The following is an 18,893-nucleotide window of genomic DNA, read 5'->3' as shown; positions in this document are numbered from 1 at the left end:
CGCCCGAGTCTAGGTGGGCTCAGACCATCAGGCAGGACGGGCCCAGCAATGCCTTGAGGTCGCCCGACAACGCCGGCGTGCGCTCCACGCGCAGCTTGTCCTCGAGCCGCATGACGGTGGACCGCCCCGGGCTCGTCAGCCGCAGGTGCACCTCGGTGCTGCCCGGGTGGGTGCGCAGGACGTCCCGCAGCTTCTCGACGATCGGCTGCGTGCACCGCGAGGTCGCGAGCGTCACCACGAGGGGCGAGTCGGTGCCCACGGAGATGTCGGGGAGCGAGACCTCCATCGCCTGCAGCTGCATGGTCTCGTCGCGCCGACGCACGCGGCCCTTGAGCACCACGACCTGGTCCTCGGCGAGGATCGTCGAGTACGCCAGGTAGGTCTCGCCGAAGAACATCACCTCGACGCCGCCGGCGAGGTCCTCGATCGTGACTGCGGCCCACGGGTTGCCGTTCTTGGACATCTTGCGCTGCAGGGACGTGATCAGGCCCGCGATCACCACCGTCGAGCCGTCGGGGCGCACGTCGTCCGCGATCAGGGACGCGATCGAGGTCTCGGCCGCACGCGACAGGACGTGCTCGAGGCCGGACAGGGGGTGGTCGGAGACGTACAGGCCGAGCATCTCCCGCTCGAAGGCAAGGAGCTGCTTCTTGTCCCAGTCCGGCAGCACCGGAACCTCGACGCTGAACGACATGCCGTCGTCGGCGCCCTCCGCCCCCAGGTCCGCGAACAGGTCGAACTGTCCCTCGGCCTCCTTGCGCTTGACGCCGATCACCGAGTCGACGGCCTGCTCGTGCACCACGACGAGCGCGCGCCGCGTGTGCCCGAGCGAGTCGAACGCCCCGGCCTTGATGAGCGACTCGATCGTGCGCTTGTTGCAGACGACCGCCGGCACCTTGTCGAGGAAGTCCGTGAACGACGTGAACTCGCCGTGCGCCTCACGAGCCGCCACGATCGCGTCGACGACGTTCGCACCCACGTTGCGGATGGCGGTCAGACCGAACCGGATGTCCTTGTCGACAGCCGTGAAGTTCGCCGAGGAGGAGTTGACGTCCGGCGGGAGCACCGTGATGCCCATGTGCCGGCACTCGTTGAGGTACAGCGCCGACTTGTCCTTGTCGTCGCGCACGCTCGTGAGCAGCGCCGCCATGTACTCGGTCGGGTAGTTAGCCTTGAGGTAGGCCGTCCAGTACGACACGACGCCGTAGGCAGCCGAGTGCGCCTTGTTGAACGCGTAGTCGGAGAACGGCAGCAGGATGTCCCACAGCGTCTTGACCGCGGCCATCGAGAAGCCCCGGTCGATCATCCCCTGGGAGAAGCCCTCGAACTGCTTGTCGAGCTCGGCCTTCTTCTTCTTGCCCATCACGCGCCGCAGGATGTCGGCCTGGCCGAGGCTGTAGCCCGCGACCTTCTGCGCGATCGCCATGACCTGCTCCTGGTACACGATCAGGCCGTAGGTCGCGCCCAGGATCTCCGCCAGCGGCTCCTCGAGCTCCGGGTGGATCGGGGTGACCTCCTGCTGGCCGTTCTTGCGCAGCGCGTAGTTCGTGTGCGAGTTGGCGCCCATCGGACCAGGCCGGTAGAGCGCGCCGACGGCGGAGATGTCCTCGAAGTTGTCGGGGCGCATGAGCTTGAGGAGCGTGCGCATGCCGCCGCCGTCGAGCTGGAACACCCCGAGCGTGTCGCCCCGGCCCAGGAGCGCGTAGGTGGCCGGGTCGTCGAGCGTGAGCGCCTCGAGGTCGACCGGCTCCTTGCCGTTCATCACGATGTTCGCGAGCGCGTCGTCGAGGATCGTGAGGTTCCGCAGCCCCAGGAAGTCCATCTTGATGAGGCCGAGCTCTTCGCACTTGGGGTAGTCGAACTGCGTGATGACCGCGCCGTCCTGCAGGCGCCGCATGATCGGGATGATGTCGATCAACGGCTCGCTCGACATGATGACGCCGGCCGCGTGCACGCCCCACTGGCGCTTCAGCCCTTCGATGCCCTTGGCCAGCTCCACGACGCGCTGAGCGTCCGGGTCGGCGGCGTGCACCTGACGGAACTCGTCCGCCTCGTTGTAGCGCTTGTCGGACGGGTCGAAGATCCCCGTGAGGCTGATGTCCTTGCCCATGATCGCGGGCGGCATCGCCTTGGTGAGCTTCTCCCCCATCGCGAACGGCATGCCCAGCAGCCGGGCGGAGTCCTTGAGCGCCTGCTTGGCCTTGATGGTGCCGTAGGTGACGATCTGTGCGACGCGGTCCTCGCCGTACTTCTGGGTGACGTACCGGATCACCTCGCCACGGCGGCGCTCGTCGAAGTCGACGTCGAAGTCGGGCATCGAGACGCGGTCCGGGTTGAGGAAGCGCTCGAAGATCAGGCCGTGCTGCAGCGGGTCGAGGTCCGTGATGCGCATCGCGTACGCGGCCATCGAGCCAGCGCCCGAGCCTCGGCCGGGCCCGACCCGGATGCCGTTGTCCTTGGACCAGTTGATGAAGTCCGCGACGACGAGGAAGTACCCCGGGAAGCCCATCTGAGTGATGACCTGCGTCTCGTACTCCGCCTGGGCGCGCACGTCGGCGGGGATGCCGTCGGGATAGCGCACCTCGAGGCCCCGCTCGACCTCCTTGATGAACCAGGAGGTCTCGTCCTCGCCCGGGGGGCACGGGTAGTTGGGCATGTAGTTCGCCGAGGTGTTGAACGACACCTCGCACTGCTCGGCGAGCGCGACGGTGTTGTCGCAGGCCTCCGGCAGCTCGGCCCAGATGCGGCGCATCTCCTCGGCGGACTTGAGGTAGTAGCCGTCGCCGTCGAACTTGAACCGGTCCGGGTCGGTGAGCGTGGAGCCCGAGTTGATGCAGAGCAGGGCCTCCTGCGACGGGGAGTCCTCCTGCTTGACGTAGTGCGAGTCGTTCGTGGCGAGCAGCGGCGCACCGATGGCCTTGGACAGCTCGATGAGCTGGGCCAGGACGCGCTGCTCGATGCTGAGACCGTGGTCCATCAGCTCGACGTAGAAGAACTCCTTGCCGTAGATGTCCTGGAGCTCGCCGGCGGCGCGGACGGCCTCGTCCCACTGGCCCAGCCGCAGCCGGGTCTGGATCTCCCCGGACGGGCAGCCCGTCGAGGCGATCATCCCGCCGCTGAAGCGCTCGAGCAGGTCGCGGTCCATGCGCGGCCACTTGCCCATCTGTCCCTCGAGCGAGGCGTACGAGCTCGCCCGGAAGAGGTTGTGCAGACCCTCGTTGTTCCGCGCCCACATCGTCATGTGCGTGTACGCGCCGCGGGCGGAGACGTCGTCGGACTCCTGCCCCTTCTCCCCGAACCGGACGCGCGTCTGGTCGAACCGCGAGGTCCCCGGCGTGACGTACGCCTCGACGCCGATGATCGGCTTCACGCCGGCTGCGGTGGCCTGCTTCCAGAAGTCGTAGGCGCCGAAAAGGTACCCGTGATCGGTGGTCGCGATGGCCTTCTGGCCCAGGCGCGAGGTCTCCTCGAACAGGTCCCCCAGCCGGGCGGCGCCGTCGAGCATCGAGTACTCGGTGTGCACGTGGAGGTGAACGAAGTCCGAGGACGAGTGCGGCATGGAGGCAGTCTAGGCGCCCCGGCCGACGCTTCCCGAACCGTCGGCGAGCTCGAGCCACGCGTCCCGGTGCCAGATGCCTGCGTCCAGGTAGCGCGCCTCACCGATCGCATAGCCGAGCCGCTGGTAGAAGGCGAGCGCCTGCTCCTGGGCGCTGAGCTCGACCCGTCTGGCGGGCACCGGCAGCGCGCGGGCGCGCTCGTGCAGCGCCTCCATCAGGTGCCGGCCGACCCCGGTGCCACGAGCCACGCGCCGCACAGCAACACGGCCCACGTGGACGACGTCCGGGTGGGCCGGGTCGGTCAGCAGCCGGCCCGTGGCGACGGCCTCGCCGCCAGGCCCCCGGACGAGCAGGTGCGTCGTCGTGGGCGCGACGTCGAGGTCGTCGAGCTCCTCCTCGGCCGGCACCTGCTGCTCCGCCACGAACACCTCCATGCGGATGGCGTAGCACTCCTCGAGCTGCGCCGACGTGGTCACGTGCTCGACGACGTACGAGCCCGGGGCCCCGTGACGCTCCTCGGTCACCGTCCGGTCCCGGAGGAGAGCACCTCGAGGGCGTGCGCGAGGTCGTCGGGGTACTCGCTGGCGATCTCCAGACGCTGACCCGTGGCGGGGTGGTCGAACCCGAGGCGCATGGCGTGCAACCACTGCCGGGTCAGCCCGGTGCGCCGGGCGAGCGTCGGATCCGCCCCGTACGTGAGGTCCCCGACGCACGGGTGCCGCAGCGCCGAGAAGTGCACGCGGATCTGGTGGGTGCGACCCGTCTCGAGATGCACCTCGACGAGCGACGCGGCCGGGAACATCTCCAGGACCTCGTAGTGCGTGACCGAGGGCTTCCCCGACGCCACCACGGCGAACTTGTAGTCGGCGCCCGGGTGACGCCCCACGGGCGCGTCGATCGTGCCGGTCGTCGGCTCAGGATGACCCTGCACCACCGAGTGGTAGACCTTGTCGACCGTGCGCTCCTTGAACGCGCGCTTGAGGACCGTGTAGGCACGCTCGCTCTTCGCGACGACCATCAAGCCCGAGGTGCCCACGTCGAGGCGGTGCACGATGCCCTGCCGCTCGGCGGCCCCGGACGTCGCGATGCGGTAGCCCGCGGCGGCGAGCGCGCCCACGACCGTCGGGCCTGTCCAACCGGGTGACGGGTGCGCGGCAACGCCGACGGGCTTGTCCACCACGACGACCTCGTCGTCGTCGTACCGGATGGCCATGCCTGGCACGGGTGTGGGCGTCGCCGGGTCGGGCTCCCGCTCGTCCGGGATCTCGACCTCGAGCCACGCGTCCGCCACGAGGCGGTCGGACTTGCCCACGGCACGTCCGTCGACGACGACGTAGCCGGCCTCGGCGAGCTCGGCCGCGCGGGTGCGGGACAGGCCGAGCAGCCGGGCGAGGGCTGCGTCCACACGCTCGCCCGCCAGCCCGTCGGGGACGGGAAGAGAGCGGGCGGTCACGCCCGGTCCTCCTCGGGCGTCGCGAGCGGCGCCTTCGGGTCGGCGGACTCGCCCTCGGCGAAATCGGCGTCGGCGGAGTCCGCGGGATCCTCAGGGGTCGCCGAGTCCGCAGGCTCGCTCGGATCGGCGCTCAGCGGCGCACCGCGGAACGACAGGATCCCGATGAGGCCGGCAGCCACGACGATCGCGATGTCCGCGACGTTCCCGACGAAGAAGTCCGCGTAGTTGATGAAGTCGACCACGTGTCCCCGAGCGAAGCCTGGGTCGCGGAAGAAGCGGTCGCCGAGGTTGCCGAGCGCGCCGCCGAGGAGCAGCCCGAGCGCCACGGCCCAGCCAGTCGAGACGAGCCGGCGCGAGAGCCGGACGATCGTCACGACGACGCCGACCGCGATGATCGTGAGCACCCACGTGAAGCTGGTGCCGATGGACAGCGCCGCACCAGGGTTGTAGATCAGTCGCCAGCCCAGCAGCTCGCCCAGGAACCAGCGCGTCGGCTCCGACGTCGACAGCCAGGACTCCGCCGCCCACTTCGACAGCTGGTCCGCGACGAGCACGACGACGGCGATCAAGGTCAGGCCGGTGGTGAGGCGTCGCGCTCGCGCCGCGGTGGGGTCAGAGGTGTCAGTCATCGAGGAGAAGTCTCCCACGCCGCTACGGGCTCTCAGCGACGCTCCTCCCGCTGCTTGCAGGCGACGCAGAGGGTTGCGCGGGGGAAAGCCTGCAGGCGCGCCTTGCCCACGGGGCCGCCGCACGACTCGCACGTGCCGTAGGTGCCCGCGGCGATCCGCGACAGCGCGCGGTGATTCTGCTGCAGGAGGTCACGCGTGTTGTTGACGAACGTCAGCTCCTGCTCGCGCTCGAGCGCGCTAGAGCCGGAGTCCGCCTGGTCGTCCCCCGCGCCGTCGCCGGAGTTGCGCAGGAGCTCGGACAGCTCGCGGTCCGCCGCCTCCAGGTCCACCGTCAGCCGGTCGACCTCGGCGAGGAGCTCCTCGGCGAGCTCCTTGACGTCCTTGGTGGTCCACGGCTCCTCGCCGTCACGCACGGGGAACGTCTTGACGTCCTTGGCGAGGCGCGGGAAGCGCTCCTTGAACGTCTGCGCCGCTTCTTCGTTCTGGATCGGCATCACACCGGACCTCTCTGTTCGCAAGGATGCCTGAGGATAGACGCGCGCGGCCGGTGGTGCCAACACTTCACGACGGAAGTGGGCACCACCGGCCGCGCGAGACCTCAGCGGCGATGGGGCTTGAGTCAGATGCCCTGGTTCGGCTGGTCGCCTCGGCCCGGGAGCGCCGAGCCGCGGTTGTTCAGGTCGCCCAGCAGCGTCTCGAGGTAGCTCTGCAGACGGGTGCGGTAGTCGCGCTCGAACTGGCGGAGCTCGTCGATCTTGCGCTCCAGGAGCGAGCGCTCCTGCTCGAGCTGCTCGAGGGTGCGTGCCGACTGCTGCTCGGCCTCGCGGACGATGCGCTCGCCCTCCTCGCGAGCCTCGCCGACGAGGCGCTCGCCCTCTTCCTGGCCGTTGCGGACGTACTCGTCGTGCAGACGCTGCGCGAGCTGCAGCATGCCCGTCGCGGACTCCGGCTCGCTCATCCGGGCCGTGGCCTGGACGGGAGCAGGCGCGGGGGCCGCAGCGACGGGCGCCGGCGGCGCGGGGGCCGGCTCGGGCTCGGGCTCCGGCTCGGGCTCCGGCTCGGGCTCCGGGCGCGCCTCGGGCACGGGGGCCGGAGCGGGCGCCGGGGCCTGGGCACCGGCGCGCGTCGCCTCGGCGACCTTGGCCTCGGCCTCGGCGAGCTTGGCGCGCAGGTCGTCGTTCTCACCCTGGAGCGCACGGAGGGTCTCGAGGACCTCGTCGAGGAAGTCGTCGACCTCGACGACGTCGTACCCCTCACGGAACTTGGTTGCCGTGAACTTCTTGTTCAGGATGTCGTCTGCCGTGAGCAGTGCCATCGTGTCACCTCAATGCGGTATTCGCGGGTCATGAGCGGGAGGTCAGGGACGACCACGGCCTCACGCTAGCGGATGAACGGGGAGTTGTGCGCGGGGAGCACGCCGTGACGGCGCACCGGTGCGCGGTCAGGCGAGGGTGCTGAGCAGCCCGGAGAGCAGATAGCACGCCAGGAGCAGGACCATGAAGGCAAGGTCCAGGCGCACGGGACCGAGCGACAGGGGCGGGATCACCTTGCGCAGCGCACGCAGCGGCGGGTCCGTGAGCATGTACACGCCCTCGGCCAGCACGAGCACCACCCCGGTGGGCCGCCAGTCCCGTGCGAGCATCCGCACGAGGTCGAGGACCACCCGGCTGAAGAGCACGAGGATGTATAGGAAGAGCGCGAGCCTGAGCAGCTCGATGACGATGTCCACCGGCGACGGATCAGCTCTGGTTGTAGAAGCCCGCGCGCGTGACCGGGTCCGCCACGGGACCCCGCTCCTCGGCGGTGATCTCGACGCTCTCGGGGGACAGGAGGAACACCTTGTTGGTGACCCGCTCGATCGCGCCGCGTAGGCCGAAGATGAGACCGGCGGAGAAGTCGACCAGGCGCTTGGCGTCGGCGTCGTCCATGTCGGAGAGGTTCATGATCACGGGGGTGCCGGACCGGAAGGCCTCGCCGATCACGCGCGCGTCGTTGTACGAACGCGGGTGCACGGTCGTGATCCGGCGCAGGCCGGCGCCGTGCATGGCCTGCTCGCGCTGCGCGACGGCCCGGTTGATGGGCGTCACCTGCGCGGGGAAGTCGTGGGACATCTCAGCCTCGCCCTCGTGCTCGGTGTAGTCCTCGACGTACTCGTCGGCGTACTCCTGCTCGCCGCGGTCGTCGGCGAGGCCCAGGTACAGCATGGTCTTGCGCAGCGCTCCGGCCATCGCTCTCTCCATCTCGTCGCGTGCATGGTGGGTCATCGTGCTCAGCGCTGCTCACGCTAGTCGCCGATAAGCCGTCCGCTGCGCACCGACACGCCCGGGCGCGGCGTGTCGGACCTGCGGCGCGACTCAGACGAGGCCGACCACTCCCGCGCTGCGGCCGGTCGGCGCCCCTGCGGCACGCCGGTAAGAGAACAGTGCCGGGTCCTCGATCGTGCAGCGATGCACTCGCACGTGGGCGACGCCGGCGTCCGAGAGGACCGCCTCGGCGGCGCCCGGCAGGTCGAGCGCCGGGGTGCCCCAGCTCGTCTCGCTCCACGCAGCGGGGTGCACGGCCGCGACCTCCGCCCGGAGGCGCTCGGGCACCTCGTAGCAGCGACCGCAGGCCGCGGGTCCCACCACGGCTCTGACCTCGCGCGCGCCCGCAGCGCGCAGCTGGGCCAGCGCACGCTCGAGTATGCCGGCGCCGAGGCCACGCCGCCCGGCGTGCACGGCGCCGACGACGCCGGCGGCGGGGTCCGCGAGGAGGATCGGGACGCAGTCGGCCACGAGGACGGCGAGCCCTCGGCCCCGCTCGGCCGTCACGAGCGCGTCGTACTCGCCGCACTCCTCGCCGAAGGCGGGGCCCGAGACGTGCGCCACGTCGGTGCCGTGCACCTGGGTCGCATAGGTGACGGGCATCCCGGCGCGCGCAGCGACCCGCGTGCGGTTGACCTGCACGTGCTCCGCGCTGTCCCCGGTGGCGGGCCCGAGGTTGAGGCTGGCGTAGCCGGCCCCGGACACCCCGCCCGCGACCGTCGTGAAGAACGCACGAACCCCAGGGCCGAGGTCAGCCTCGATCACCTGGGGTTCGTGTGCCTGCATGGTGGAGCCGGGACCCGGACTACTTGAGGAAGTCGGGGATGTCGAGGTCGTCGTTGCGCCGGCGTGGGGGCTCCTCGTCGAAGATCCGCGGGACCTCGAGCGCGCCCGTGGCCGGGTTGGCGTCGGGGTCCGTCGACAGGAACGCCGGAACCTGCTCCGTGGTGGGCTCGGCGGGCCGGCGGGCCGGAGCCTCGGCACGCTGCGCGCGCTCGCCCTCGACGGGCAGGACCGGGCGGGCCTGCGCGTGCATGCCCGTCGTCGTCGGCGGCTCCGCACGGCGCGCGGCCGGCGGCTGGATCGCCGGCGCGGGAGCAGCGCTCTCGACCTGCCCCAGACCCCGGCTGTCCTTGCGGACCTGCGGTGCACCGCCGTCGAACCCGGCAGCGATCACCGTGACGCGGACCTCGTCGCCGAGAGCGTCGTCGATGACCGCACCGAAGATGATGTTGGCCTCGGGGTGGGCTGCCTCGTGCACCAGACGCGCGGCCTCGTTGATCTCGAACAGACCGAGGTCGGATCCGCCCTGGATCGACAGCAGCACACCGTGGGCACCGTCGATGCTGGCCTCGAGCAGCGGCGAGGAGATCGCGAGCTCGGCGGCCTGGACGGCGCGGTCGTCGCCCCGCGCAGAGCCGATGCCCATGAGCGCGGACCCGGCACCCTGCATCACGGACTTCACGTCGGCGAAGTCCAGGTTGATCAGGCCCGGGGTGGTGATGAGGTCGGTGATGCCCTGCACGCCGGAGAGCAGCACCTGGTCCGCGGAGTGGAAGGCGTCGAGGGCCGAGACGTTGCGGTCCGACATCGACAGCAGACGGTCGTTGGGGATGACGATCAGCGTGTCGACCTCGCTGCGCAGCGCCTCGATGCCGGACTCCGCCTGGTTGGCGCGGCGGCGACCCTCGAAGGTGAACGGCCGGGTGACGACGCCGACCGTCAGCGCGCCGAGCGAGCGCGCGATCCGGGCGACCACGGGGGCTCCGCCGGTTCCCGTGCCGCCGCCCTCGCCCGCAGTGACGAAGACCATGTCAGCGCCCCGCAGGACGTCCTCGATCTCCTCGGTGTGGTCCTCGGCGGCCTTCTTGCCGACCTCGGGGTCGGCACCGGCGCCGAGCCCGCGCGTGAGCTCGCGGCCGACGTCGAGCTTGACGTCGGCGTCCGACATCAGCAGCGCCTGGGCATCCGTGTTGATGGCGATGAACTCGACGCCCTTGAGGCCCACCTCGATCATGCGGTTGACGGCGTTCACGCCACCGCCGCCGATGCCCACCACCTTGATGACGGCCAAGTAGTTCTGTGGTGTTGCCACGGGGAGTGCCTCTCAGTCAGACGGACGGTGCGCGTATAACCTTCACCCTCTAGTAGAGGGTTATAGTTATGTCAACTCATGCTGAGGATGACGCTAGGTTGCCGACGCCCGCGGAGCAACGACCACGCGCGCGTGTCGGCCCACGGATCAGCGCGTGATGGGTGCGGTGGGCGCCGAGACGTCGAACACAACGGCCTTGCGCGACGCCTCGTCGCTACGCAGCACCTGGAGCACCTGCACCTTGAGCGCGGCGTCCGCGGCGCTGCCCCACAGGACCCGCGAGCCGTCTGCGAGCCGCATGGTCACGGCGTCGGGCGTCTCCGCAGAGATCTTCCTGACCTGCTCAGAGAGCTCGGGCGGCAGTGCGTTGAGAAGGATGAGCGCCGCCTCGAGGCTCCGCCGGCTCTCCCCCGCGAGGTCGATGTCGATCTCCGGCAGCCCGTCCGGGGCAGCGTCCGCGCGGCCGACCTGCACGCCCTCGTCGTCCAGGAGCACGACACCCCCGGGCACCGGCGCGGCGGCCACGGGCTCGCGCGACTCGAGCCGGACGGTCAGGCCACGAGGCCACGCACGCGCGACCCGGACGTCCCGCACGCCCGGGACGTCGAGGATCTCCAGACGCAACCCGACCGTGTCCAGCCGCGTCAGGGGCGTCTCGTCGACGGAGCGGACGACGGCCATGACGTCAGCGGGTTCGATGACCGTCCCCTCCCCCGTGATCTCGACCTGGTCCAGGTCGAGACGGAACAGCGGCGAGAAGAACACCGCCCACAGCAGGAGCGCGACGACGGCGAGGGCACCCGCGGCGATGGCGCCGCGCACCAGGCGCCGTCGCCGCAGCGCCGCCTCGCGCTCGGCCAGCCGCTCAGCGAGACCCGTGGAGACCGTGCGGTCCGGCCGTGGTCCGGGCATCCAGGCGCGCAGCCGCTCCCGCGCGCCCGGCTGCGGGGTGCCGTCGGGCTCGACCTGCGGAGCCGGCGGTGCGGGTGGTGCGGGCACAGGTGTCCGGGCAGGCGTCGACGCCGCTCGCCCGGGGGTCCGGCGTGCGGGCGAGGGCGAGGGCGAGGCCGATGTCGCTGGCGGCTGCTGCGGTTTGGGCACCGGCCGGCGCGACGGCGGCTGCCGGTCGCCGGGCGGCGGCGCCGCTGGACGAGGCCGCGCGGGGGGCTTCACGGCGCTCCCCGCAGCTCGGCCAGGATCACCTCGCCGAGCTCCGTCACGTCCCCGGCGCCCACCGTGAGCAGCAGGTCGCCGGGCACAGCCCACCTCGCGAGGGCGCGCGCGGCGTCGACGCGGTCGGGGACGAACGCCGCCTGGGCGGCGCTCATCCGGTCGACGATGAGGGCGCTCGTCACGCCGGGCGCCGGGTCCTCGCGCGCGGCGTAGACGTCGGTGACCACCGCGTGGTCGGCGAGACCGAGCGCGGTCGCGAACTCGGCCGCGAACGTGGCGGTGCGCGAGAACAGGTGCGGCTGGAAGAGCACGCCGACCCGCCCTGGCCCAGCCACGACCCGGGCCGCCTCGAGGAGCGCTCTCACCTCGGTCGGGTGGTGGGCGTAGTCGTCGACGACGCGCACTCCCCCGACCTCGCCGCGCAGCTCGAACCGCCGGCCCGCGCCGAGGAACCCGCCCAGCGCGGCGGCGGCTGCGGCCGGGTCCGCGCCCAGCGCGGCGGCACACGCGAGAGCGGCGGTCGCGTTCGCGGCGTTGTGGCGGCCCGGCACCCGCAGGTCGAGGGTGTGCACCTGGCCGCCGAACCGCTCGGGCAGGGCCACCCGGGCGCACACGCCCGAGCCTTCAGGGAGATAGTCGACGATCCGGACGTCGGCGCCGGCGTCGAAGCCGTAGGTGACGACGTCTCCCCGGTGCGCGCGGGCCAGGTCGGCCGCGCCCGCGTCGTCCGCGCACGCCACGAGGACGCCTCCGGGCCGCACGCGGGCGGCGAAGTCGACGAACGCCTGCATGAAGGCCTCGCGCGAGCCGTAGTGGTCGAGGTGATCGGGCTCGACGTTCGTCACGACGGCGACCTGGGGGGCGTAGTTGAGGAACGAGCCGTCCGACTCGTCCGCCTCCGCGACCAGGATGTCGGACGCGCCGTGGTGGCCGCCGGGCAGGGTGCCGTCGACGTGCCGCACGCTGCCCCCGATGGCGAACGAGGGGTCGAGCCCCGCCCCCGCCAGGGCGAGCGCGATCATGCCCGACGTCGTCGTCTTGCCGTGGGCGCCGGCGACCGCGACCGCGCGCGCGCCGTCCATCAGGCCGGCGAGCGCCTCGGAGCGGTGCAGCACGCGCAGACCCGCTGCCCGGGCCGCGCGCAGCTCCGGGTTGGTCTCCCGGACCGCCGTCGACACGACGACCGTGTCCGCACCGGCCACGTGCTCGGCGTCGTGCCCGACCCAGGTCGTGATGCCCGTGGCCGTCAGGGCCGCGAGCGTCGCCGACGCCGTCGCATCCGAGCCCTGCACGCGCACGCCGCGGGCCTGCAGGAGCCGGGCGACCACGGACATGCCCGCGCCACCGACGCCCACGAGGTGCACGGTGCCCCAGCGGGCCGCGAGGTCGTGCGCGTCAGCGCCCACGGGCTGCCTCCTCGACGAGGTCCGCCACGGACTCGGCCGCGTCGGTCCGGCCGACCCGTGCGGCAGCCACGCCCATGGCATTGCGCCGGTCGTCGTCCGCGAGCAGCGGGAGGAGCGTGCCGCGGACCCAGGCGCCGGTGAGCAGGTGGTCCTCGACGACGACGCCACCGCCGGCGTGCACGGCCGGCTCCGCGTTCAGCGCCTGCTCCCCGTTGCCGATCGCGAGCGGCACGTAGGCAGCGGCGATGCCCAGGGCGGTGAGCTCGGCGACCGTGCCGGCACCGGCGCGGCACAGCACGAGATCCGCGGCACCCAGCCCGAGGTGCATCTCGTCCAGGTACTCCCGCACCTGGTAGCGCTCCGCCAGGCCGGCGGCAGCGACGGCCGCGCGGACCTCGTCGGCCTTGCCGTGCCCGGTGAGGTGAAGCACCTGGGCGTCGGCCTCGCCGAACGCGTCGAGGGCGTCCGCCATCGCCCGGTTGAGGGTCTGGGCGCCGAGCGATCCTCCCGTGACGAGCAGGGTGCGGCGCGCCGGGTCGAGGCCGAGGGCGCGCCGGCTGTCCGCCCGCGACGCACCGAGGTCGGCGCGGCGCGCCTCGACGAGCGCGACGACCTCGGACCGCAGCGGCAGGCCGGTCAGCCGCCCGCCGCGCAGGGGCGTGCCCGGGAACGTGACGGCGACCGCGCTGGCCCACCGCGCCCCGAGGCGGTTCGCGAGCCCTGGCCGTGCGTTCTGCTCGTGCACGACCACGGGGATCCCGCGCCGGCGGGCGGCGAGGTAGGCGGGCGCCGAGACGTAGCCGCCGAAGCCCACGACGACCTGGGCGCCCGAGCTCGTCAGCGCGTCGTCGGCCGCCTTGATCGCGGAGCGCAGCCGACCACCGACGCCGAGCATGGCGCGTCCCGGCCGACGAGGCAGCGGGACGCGCGGCACCACCGCGAGCGGGTAGCCGCGCTGGGGCACGAGCTCGGCCTCGAGCCCCTCCCGGGTGCCGAGGACCGTGAGCGTCGCGTCCGGGTACCGGCGGCGCAGCTCGTCGGCCACGGCCAGGAGCGGGTTGACGTGACCGGCGGAACCCCCACCGGCCAGGAGGACGGACTCAACCACGGCTGACCCTTTCAGAACGGACGGAGGGCACGGAGCCCGAGGAGGTGCGCTCGCTCGGGCGCGCACGACCGCGGCGCCCGAGCCGTCGCGCGCCGCCGCGCGCGACGACGGCGATCGACCGACGCACCGTGCGGGGCCGTGCGGCGAGCGCGGCGCGCGCCTCGGGCTCGTCGCGCGCGAAGGCGACCACGACCCCGATGGCCGCCATCGTCATGATCAGGGCCGAGCCTCCCGCGGACACGAGCGGCAGCGGCACGCCGATCACCGGGAGCAGGCCGATCACCACGGCGACGTTGACCAGAGCCTGGCCGATGATCCACGCCGCGATGGCCGCGGTGGTGATCTTCACGAAGGGATCGGGGTGGCGCAGCACCACGCGCGTCATGGCCGCGCCGAGCACCCCGAACAGCACGAGCATCAGGAGCGTGCCCTGCAGGCCCAGCTCCTCGCCCACGACCGCGAAGATGAAGTCATTGTGCGCCTCGGGCAGGTAGAGCCACTTCTCGCGGCCCGCCCCGAGGCCGACGCCGCCCCATCCGCCGGTGCCGAGCGCCCAGAGGCCGTGCTTCGTCTGGTAGCAGGCCGCCTGCTCGTCGCAGTTCTCACCGAGCCAGGCCGCGATGCGCTTGGCACGGTTGTCCGTCTGCGCGAGCGCGACCATGCCGATCGCCGCGACGGAGCCTCCGATCGCGAACAGCCGGCCGGGCACGCCGGCGACCCACAGCGCGCCCGCGACGATCATCATGAGGATGATCGCGGTCCCGAGGTCGTGGCCGCCGAGGACGAGCCCGACGGCGACGGCGGCGACGGGCACCGCGGGGATCAGGGCGTGGGTCCACTGCCCGATGAGCGCCTGCTTGCGGGCCAGGACGGCGCCGAGCCAGATCGCGAGACCGAGCTTGACGACCTCGGAGGGCTGGGCGGCCGTGAACCCCAGGTTCACCCAGTTGGTGTTGCCACCGGCCGAGAGCGCGAGCGGCGAGAAGATCAGCAGCTGCAGCCCCATGGCGCCGGCGAGGATGAACCAGGCGCCCTTGCGGTAGAAGCGGACGGGGACGAGCGCCGTCACGCAGAGCGCCACGGCGCCGAGCAGCGCGAAGCGCGCCTGTCCCAGGAAGATCGAGTACGGCGAGTCGCCCATGTTGAGGGCTCGCACCGACGAGGCGGACAGCACCATGGCCAGACCGATCGCGGTCAGCAGCGCAGTCACGCTAAGGATCAGGTAGTAGCTCGCGACGGGACTGTTCCACTGCCCGAGCCAGCTCTTGCGGCTCACGCCCCCACCCCGCGCACGGCGTCGGCGAACCGGTCCCCGCGCTCGGCGTACGAGCGGAACTGGTCCATCGATGCGCACGCGGGTGCGAGCAGGACGGTGTCGCCCGGGTGGGCGAGTCCTGCTGCTCGGACGACGGCGCGACGCATCACCGTCCCAGTGTCACCAGGATCCACGCTCTCGACGCGGACGTGGGGCGCGTGTCGCTCGAGGGCCTGCCGCAGCGGTGCCTGGTCGACGCCGATCAGCACGACGGCACGCAGCCGGTCGGCGCGGGCGGCGACGAGGTCGTCGAACTGCGCGCCCTTGGCGAGGCCACCGGCGATCCACACGACGGTGCCCGCCGCCATCCCGCCGAGGGCAGCGGATGCCGCGTGGGCGTTGGTCGCCTTCGAGTCGTCGACGTAGGTCACGCCTGCGACCGTGGCGACGGTCGCGATGCGGTGGGCGCCGGGCGCGTAGGCGCGCAGCCCGTCGCGCACGGCCTTCGGGCTCACGCCCGAAGCGCGAGCGAGACCGGCGGCAGCCAGGGCGTTGGCCACCACGTGCGCCGGCGGTGTGCCGTCCGTACCCCCCAGGCGGGCGAGGTCAGCGAGCGTGCCGAGCTCCGCGGCCGTGTCGCGCCAGGCCGGCGTGCCCGGAGCGGCGTGGAACGCACGGTCGACGAGGACGTCCTCGACGACGCCGACGTCGCCCCGCGCCGGCGCGGTGAGCGTGAAGCCCACGGCGCGGGCACCTTCGGTGACGTCGGCGTCCTCGACCATGCGACGGGTGGCGGCGTCCGCCACGTTGTACAGGCACGCGCGCCGCGCCCGGTCGAAGATGCGCCCCTTGTCCCGTGCGTACTGCTCGAACGAGCCGTGCCAGTCCAAGTGGTCCGGCGCGAGGTTGAGCACCGCCGCCGCCGTCGCCGACATCGAGTGCGTGAACCGGAGCTGGAAGCTCGACAGCTCGACGGCCAGCACCTCGACGGACGGGTCGAGAGCGGCCTCGATCACGGGCGTGCCCACGTTGCCGACCTCCGCCACGTGCGCGCCGCTCGCGCGGAGGATCGACGTCAGCATCCCGACCGTCGTCGTCTTGCCGTTGGTGCCGGTGACGGCGAGCCAGGGCGCGTCAGAGGCGCGCAGCCGCCACGCGAGCTCGATCTCGCTCCACACGGGCACGCCGGCGGCGCCGGCCCGCACGAGCAGGTCCGACGACGGCGCCCACCCCGGCGAGGCGACGACGAGATCGACGTCGGTCAGGTCGAGCGTGCTCGCGTCCGCGACGTCGGCGTCGGCCTGCGCGTCGACCGTCACGATGCTGCGTGCGCGGGGGGTCAGCGCGGTGACGACGGCTCGCCCGGTCACGCCGAGCCCGGCGACGACGACCCGGGCGTCGCCCAGGTCCGGGCGGTCGAGCGCAGCGGGCACTACCCGACCACCCACTCGGCGTAGAAGATGCCGAGGCCGAGGGCAGCGAACAGCCCGGCGATGATCCAGAACCTGATGACGATCGTCACCTCACCCCACCCGGACAGCTCGAAGTGGTGGTGCAGCGGGGCCATCTTGAACACGCGCTTGCGGGTGAGCTTGAAGACCCCGATCTGGATGACGTCGGACAGCACGATGAGGACGAAGAGACCACCGATGATGGCGGCCAGCACCTCCGTGCGCGACAGGATGGAGATGCCGGCGAGCGCGCCGCCGAGGGCGAGAGACCCGGTGTCCCCCATGAAGATCTTCGCCGGCGAGGCGTTCCACCACAGGAAGCCGAACAGGGCGCCCGTGATCGCGGCGGCGACGACGGCGAGGTCCCACGCGTCGCGGACCTCGTAGCAGCGCGGTCCGGCCGAGGCGATCGACTGGCAGCGCTGGTTCCACTGCCAGATCCCGACGAACGTGTAGGCGCCGAAGACGATGAGCGAGACGCCGGTCGCGAGGCCGTCGAGGCCGTCGGTCAGGTTGACCGCGTTCGACCAGGCCGTGATGAGGAAGTTGGCCCACAGCACGAACAGAACCAGGCCCACCGTGGCGCCCGTGAAGGCGAGGTCGATGCCGGTGTCCCGCACGAACGACACGGCGGTCGACGCCGGCGTGCGGAAGTTCGCGTTCGGGAACTGCAGGGCCAGCACCGCGAACGTGATGCCGATGAGCCCCTGGCCGACGATCTTGGCGCGCGCGGACAGGCCCAGGCTGCGCTGGCGGGAGATCTTGATGAAGTCGTCGAGGAAGCCCACGACGCCGAGGCCGGTCATGAGGAACAGCACCAGCCACGTCGAGACGCTGGGCACCCGCCCGGCGACGAGCGCGGACACCGCGACCGCCACGAGCGTCGACCCGATGATCACGACGCCGCCCATGGTGGGGGTGCCGCGCTTGGTGAAGTGCGCCGTCGGTCCGTCCTGGCGGATGAACTGGCCGTACTGCTTGCGCACGAGGTACCGGATGAACAGCGGCGTGCACAGCAGCGAGAGCAGGAGCGACACACCCGCCGCGACGAGGATCGCGATCATCCGCGCTCACCCGCCACGAGCTCGTCGGCGAGGCGCCACAGGCCGGAGCCGTGGGACGCCTTCACGAGCACGACGTCGCCAGCCGTGAGGGTGCTGTCCAGCAGCGCCTTGGCCTCGGCGACGTCAGCCACCTGCACGACCTCCTCGCCCCAGGAGCCCTCCATCTGGGCACCGTCGAAGATGGGCCACGCCGCGCCGCCGACGACGACGAGCAGCTTGACGTTGAGCCGGACCGCGAGCCGGCCGACCTCGTCGTGCCGCTCGCGGCTGTCGTCACCGAGCTCGAGCATCTCGCCCAGGACGGCGACCGAGCGGCGGCGCCGGCCAGCCACGACGGCGAGCGCACGCAACGCCGCGCGCATCGACTCCGGGTTCGCGTTGTAGGAGTCGTCGATGACCGTCACGCCATCGGCTCGCTCCGTCACCTGCATGCGGTGCGGGCTGAGCGGCACCGCGTCGGCGAGGTCGGCGGCGAGCCGGTCGAGCGGCAGCCCGAGCGTGCGACCGACCGTCAGCGCCGCGAGGGCGTTGCCGACGTGGTGCTCGCCCACGAGGCGCAGACGGACCTGGGCCTGCTCCCCCGCGTGGCTGACGCGGAAGGTGGTCCGGCCGGCCTCGTCGACCGTGACGTCGTCGGCGCGCACGACCGCCGAGGTGACCGTACCGAAGGTCACGACCTCGCCCGGGGCGCGCTCAGCCATCGCTGCGACGCGCAGGTCGTCGGCGTTGAGCACGGCGACGCCGCCCGGCGCGAGTCCTGTGACGATCTCGGCCTTCGCCCGGGCGACCGCCTCGATGCCCCCGAACTCGCCCAGGTGGGCCGAGCCGACGGCCAGCACCACCGAGACGTCGGGCGGCGCGATCGACGTGAGGTAGGTCAGGTGCCCGACGCCGGAGGCGCCCATCTCGAGCACCAGGAAGCGCGTGTCCGTTGTCGCCTCGAGCACCGTCAGGGGCAGGCCGATCTCGTTGTTGAACGAGCCCACCGGCACCACCGTGGGGCCGTGCGCCCGCAGGAGCTGCCCGACGAGGTCCTTCGTGGTCGTCTTGCCGACCGATCCGGTGATGCCCACGACCCGCAGGTCGCCGGCCGCGCGCAGGCGGGCCAGGACGGTCCGGGCGAGCGCGCCCAGGGCCTCCTGGACGTCGTCGACGACGACGAGGCTGGGCACGTCGACCTCGCGTGCCGCGAGCACGACGGTCGCTCCCGCGGCGACGGCGCCCGGCGCGTGGTCGTGCCCGTCGGTCCGTTCGCCGGCGAGGGCGACGAAGAGCGCCCCGGGCGCCACGAGCCGGGAGTCCACGACGGCGGGGGCGAGCACCCGGGCGTCCGGGTCGCCGACGACGCGTCCGCCCGTGGCGGCGGCGATCTGCGCGGCCGTCATCTCGATCATGTGCG

The 18,893-nt window shown here is 72.2% G+C and carries 17 protein-coding genes; all 17 read right to left on the bottom strand.

Annotated elements, in window-relative coordinates; translation table 11 throughout:
• Positions 1–19 precede the first annotated feature (19 nt).
• Positions 20–3,559: a DNA polymerase III subunit alpha gene (gene dnaE, locus BMZ30_RS04815; protein WP_093375504.1), complete on the bottom strand. Its 3,540-nt coding sequence runs from the start codon at positions 3,557–3,559 to the stop codon at positions 20–22.
• 9 nt (positions 3,560–3,568) lie between these two features.
• On the bottom strand, positions 3,569–4,081 hold the full coding sequence (locus BMZ30_RS04810) for a GNAT family N-acetyltransferase (protein WP_229828236.1): 513 nt from the start codon (positions 4,079–4,081) through the stop codon (positions 3,569–3,571).
• Positions 4,078–5,010 (bottom strand): RluA family pseudouridine synthase, encoded by a 933-nt coding sequence (locus tag BMZ30_RS04805; RefSeq protein WP_093375502.1) that lies wholly within the window; start codon positions 5,008–5,010, stop codon positions 4,078–4,080. Before BMZ30_RS04805 ends, BMZ30_RS04810 begins: the two co-directional genes overlap by 4 nt.
• Complete coding sequence (locus BMZ30_RS04800; protein WP_093375805.1) at positions 5,007–5,639, bottom strand: signal peptidase II; 633 nt, start codon at positions 5,637–5,639, stop codon at positions 5,007–5,009. Before BMZ30_RS04800 ends, BMZ30_RS04805 begins: the two co-directional genes overlap by 4 nt.
• Before the next feature lie 32 nt (positions 5,640–5,671).
• Positions 5,672–6,133, bottom strand: coding sequence for a TraR/DksA family transcriptional regulator (locus BMZ30_RS04795; protein WP_093375500.1), 462 nt, complete (start codon positions 6,131–6,133; stop codon positions 5,672–5,674).
• Positions 6,134–6,258: 125 nt separating this feature from the next.
• A complete protein-coding gene (locus BMZ30_RS04790) occupies positions 6,259–6,954 on the bottom strand; it encodes a DivIVA domain-containing protein (RefSeq protein WP_093375498.1) in 696 nt (231 codons plus the stop codon).
• Between the two features lie 126 nt (positions 6,955–7,080).
• A complete protein-coding gene (locus BMZ30_RS04785; protein WP_093375496.1) occupies positions 7,081–7,368 on the bottom strand; it encodes a YggT family protein in 288 nt (95 codons plus the stop codon).
• A gap of 10 nt (positions 7,369–7,378) precedes the next feature.
• Positions 7,379–7,867 (bottom strand): cell division protein SepF, encoded by a 489-nt coding sequence (locus tag BMZ30_RS04780; RefSeq protein WP_093375494.1) that lies wholly within the window; start codon positions 7,865–7,867, stop codon positions 7,379–7,381.
• A 126-nt stretch (positions 7,868–7,993) separates the two neighbouring features.
• The gene (gene pgeF, locus BMZ30_RS04775) at positions 7,994–8,707 is read right to left on the bottom strand and encodes a peptidoglycan editing factor PgeF (protein WP_244887036.1); all 714 of its coding nucleotides are present in this window, start codon (positions 8,705–8,707) and stop codon (positions 7,994–7,996) included.
• A gap of 40 nt (positions 8,708–8,747) precedes the next feature.
• Positions 8,748–10,037 (bottom strand): cell division protein FtsZ, encoded by a 1,290-nt coding sequence (gene ftsZ / locus BMZ30_RS04770; RefSeq protein ID WP_093375490.1) that lies wholly within the window; start codon positions 10,035–10,037, stop codon positions 8,748–8,750.
• A 147-nt stretch (positions 10,038–10,184) separates the two neighbouring features.
• Entirely contained in the window at positions 10,185–11,036 is an 852-nt protein-coding gene (locus BMZ30_RS04765) for a cell division protein FtsQ/DivIB (protein ID WP_093375488.1), read from the bottom strand.
• Positions 11,037–11,206: 170 nt separating this feature from the next.
• A complete protein-coding gene (murC, locus tag BMZ30_RS04760) occupies positions 11,207–12,616 on the bottom strand; it encodes a UDP-N-acetylmuramate--L-alanine ligase (RefSeq protein WP_308430754.1) in 1,410 nt (469 codons plus the stop codon).
• Entirely contained in the window at positions 12,606–13,724 is a 1,119-nt protein-coding gene (locus tag BMZ30_RS04755) for a UDP-N-acetylglucosamine--N-acetylmuramyl-(pentapeptide) pyrophosphoryl-undecaprenol N-acetylglucosamine transferase (RefSeq protein WP_229828238.1), read from the bottom strand. The genes murC and BMZ30_RS04755 overlap by 11 nt, the downstream gene beginning before the upstream one ends.
• Entirely contained in the window at positions 13,717–15,000 is a 1,284-nt protein-coding gene (locus BMZ30_RS04750; RefSeq protein WP_093375484.1) for a peptidoglycan glycosyltransferase FtsW, read from the bottom strand. Before BMZ30_RS04750 ends, BMZ30_RS04755 begins: the two co-directional genes overlap by 8 nt.
• Positions 14,997–16,412: a UDP-N-acetylmuramoyl-L-alanine--D-glutamate ligase gene (murD, locus tag BMZ30_RS04745; protein ID WP_093375482.1), complete on the bottom strand. Its 1,416-nt coding sequence runs from the start codon at positions 16,410–16,412 to the stop codon at positions 14,997–14,999. Before murD ends, BMZ30_RS04750 begins: the two co-directional genes overlap by 4 nt.
• Positions 16,412–17,494: a phospho-N-acetylmuramoyl-pentapeptide-transferase gene (mraY, locus tag BMZ30_RS04740; RefSeq protein ID WP_093375480.1), complete on the bottom strand. Its 1,083-nt coding sequence runs from the start codon at positions 17,492–17,494 to the stop codon at positions 16,412–16,414. The genes murD and mraY overlap by 1 nt, the downstream gene beginning before the upstream one ends.
• Positions 17,491–18,888: a UDP-N-acetylmuramoyl-tripeptide--D-alanyl-D-alanine ligase gene (locus tag BMZ30_RS04735; RefSeq protein ID WP_093375478.1), complete on the bottom strand. Its 1,398-nt coding sequence runs from the start codon at positions 18,886–18,888 to the stop codon at positions 17,491–17,493. Before BMZ30_RS04735 ends, mraY begins: the two co-directional genes overlap by 4 nt.
• Between the last annotated feature and the right edge of the window lie 5 nt (positions 18,889–18,893).

Source organism: Flavimobilis marinus, from assembly GCF_900113055.1.
Lineage (GTDB): Bacteria > Actinomycetota > Actinomycetes > Actinomycetales > Cellulomonadaceae > Flavimobilis > Flavimobilis marinus.
Note: the sequence above shows the minus strand (reverse complement) of the source record. Positions and strands in the feature narration are given on the sequence as shown.

Coding starts and splice junctions, on each gene's coding strand:
- dnaE (WP_093375504.1), bottom strand. CDS start 3,559: ATGCCGCACTCGTCCTCGGACTTCGTTCACCTCCACGTGCACACCGAG.
- BMZ30_RS04800 (WP_093375805.1), bottom strand. CDS start 5,639: ATGACTGACACCTCTGACCCCACCGCGGCGCGAGCGCGACGCCTCACC.
- BMZ30_RS04795 (WP_093375500.1), bottom strand. CDS start 6,133: ATGCCGATCCAGAACGAAGAAGCGGCGCAGACGTTCAAGGAGCGCTTC.
- BMZ30_RS04790 (WP_093375498.1), bottom strand. CDS start 6,954: ATGGCACTGCTCACGGCAGACGACATCCTGAACAAGAAGTTCACGGCA.
- BMZ30_RS04780 (WP_093375494.1), bottom strand. CDS start 7,867: ATGGCCGGAGCGCTGCGCAAGACCATGCTGTACCTGGGCCTCGCCGAC.
- mraY (WP_093375480.1), bottom strand. CDS start 17,494: ATGATCGCGATCCTCGTCGCGGCGGGTGTGTCGCTCCTGCTCTCGCTG.
- BMZ30_RS04735 (WP_093375478.1), bottom strand. CDS start 18,888: ATGATCGAGATGACGGCCGCGCAGATCGCCGCCGCCACGGGCGGACGC.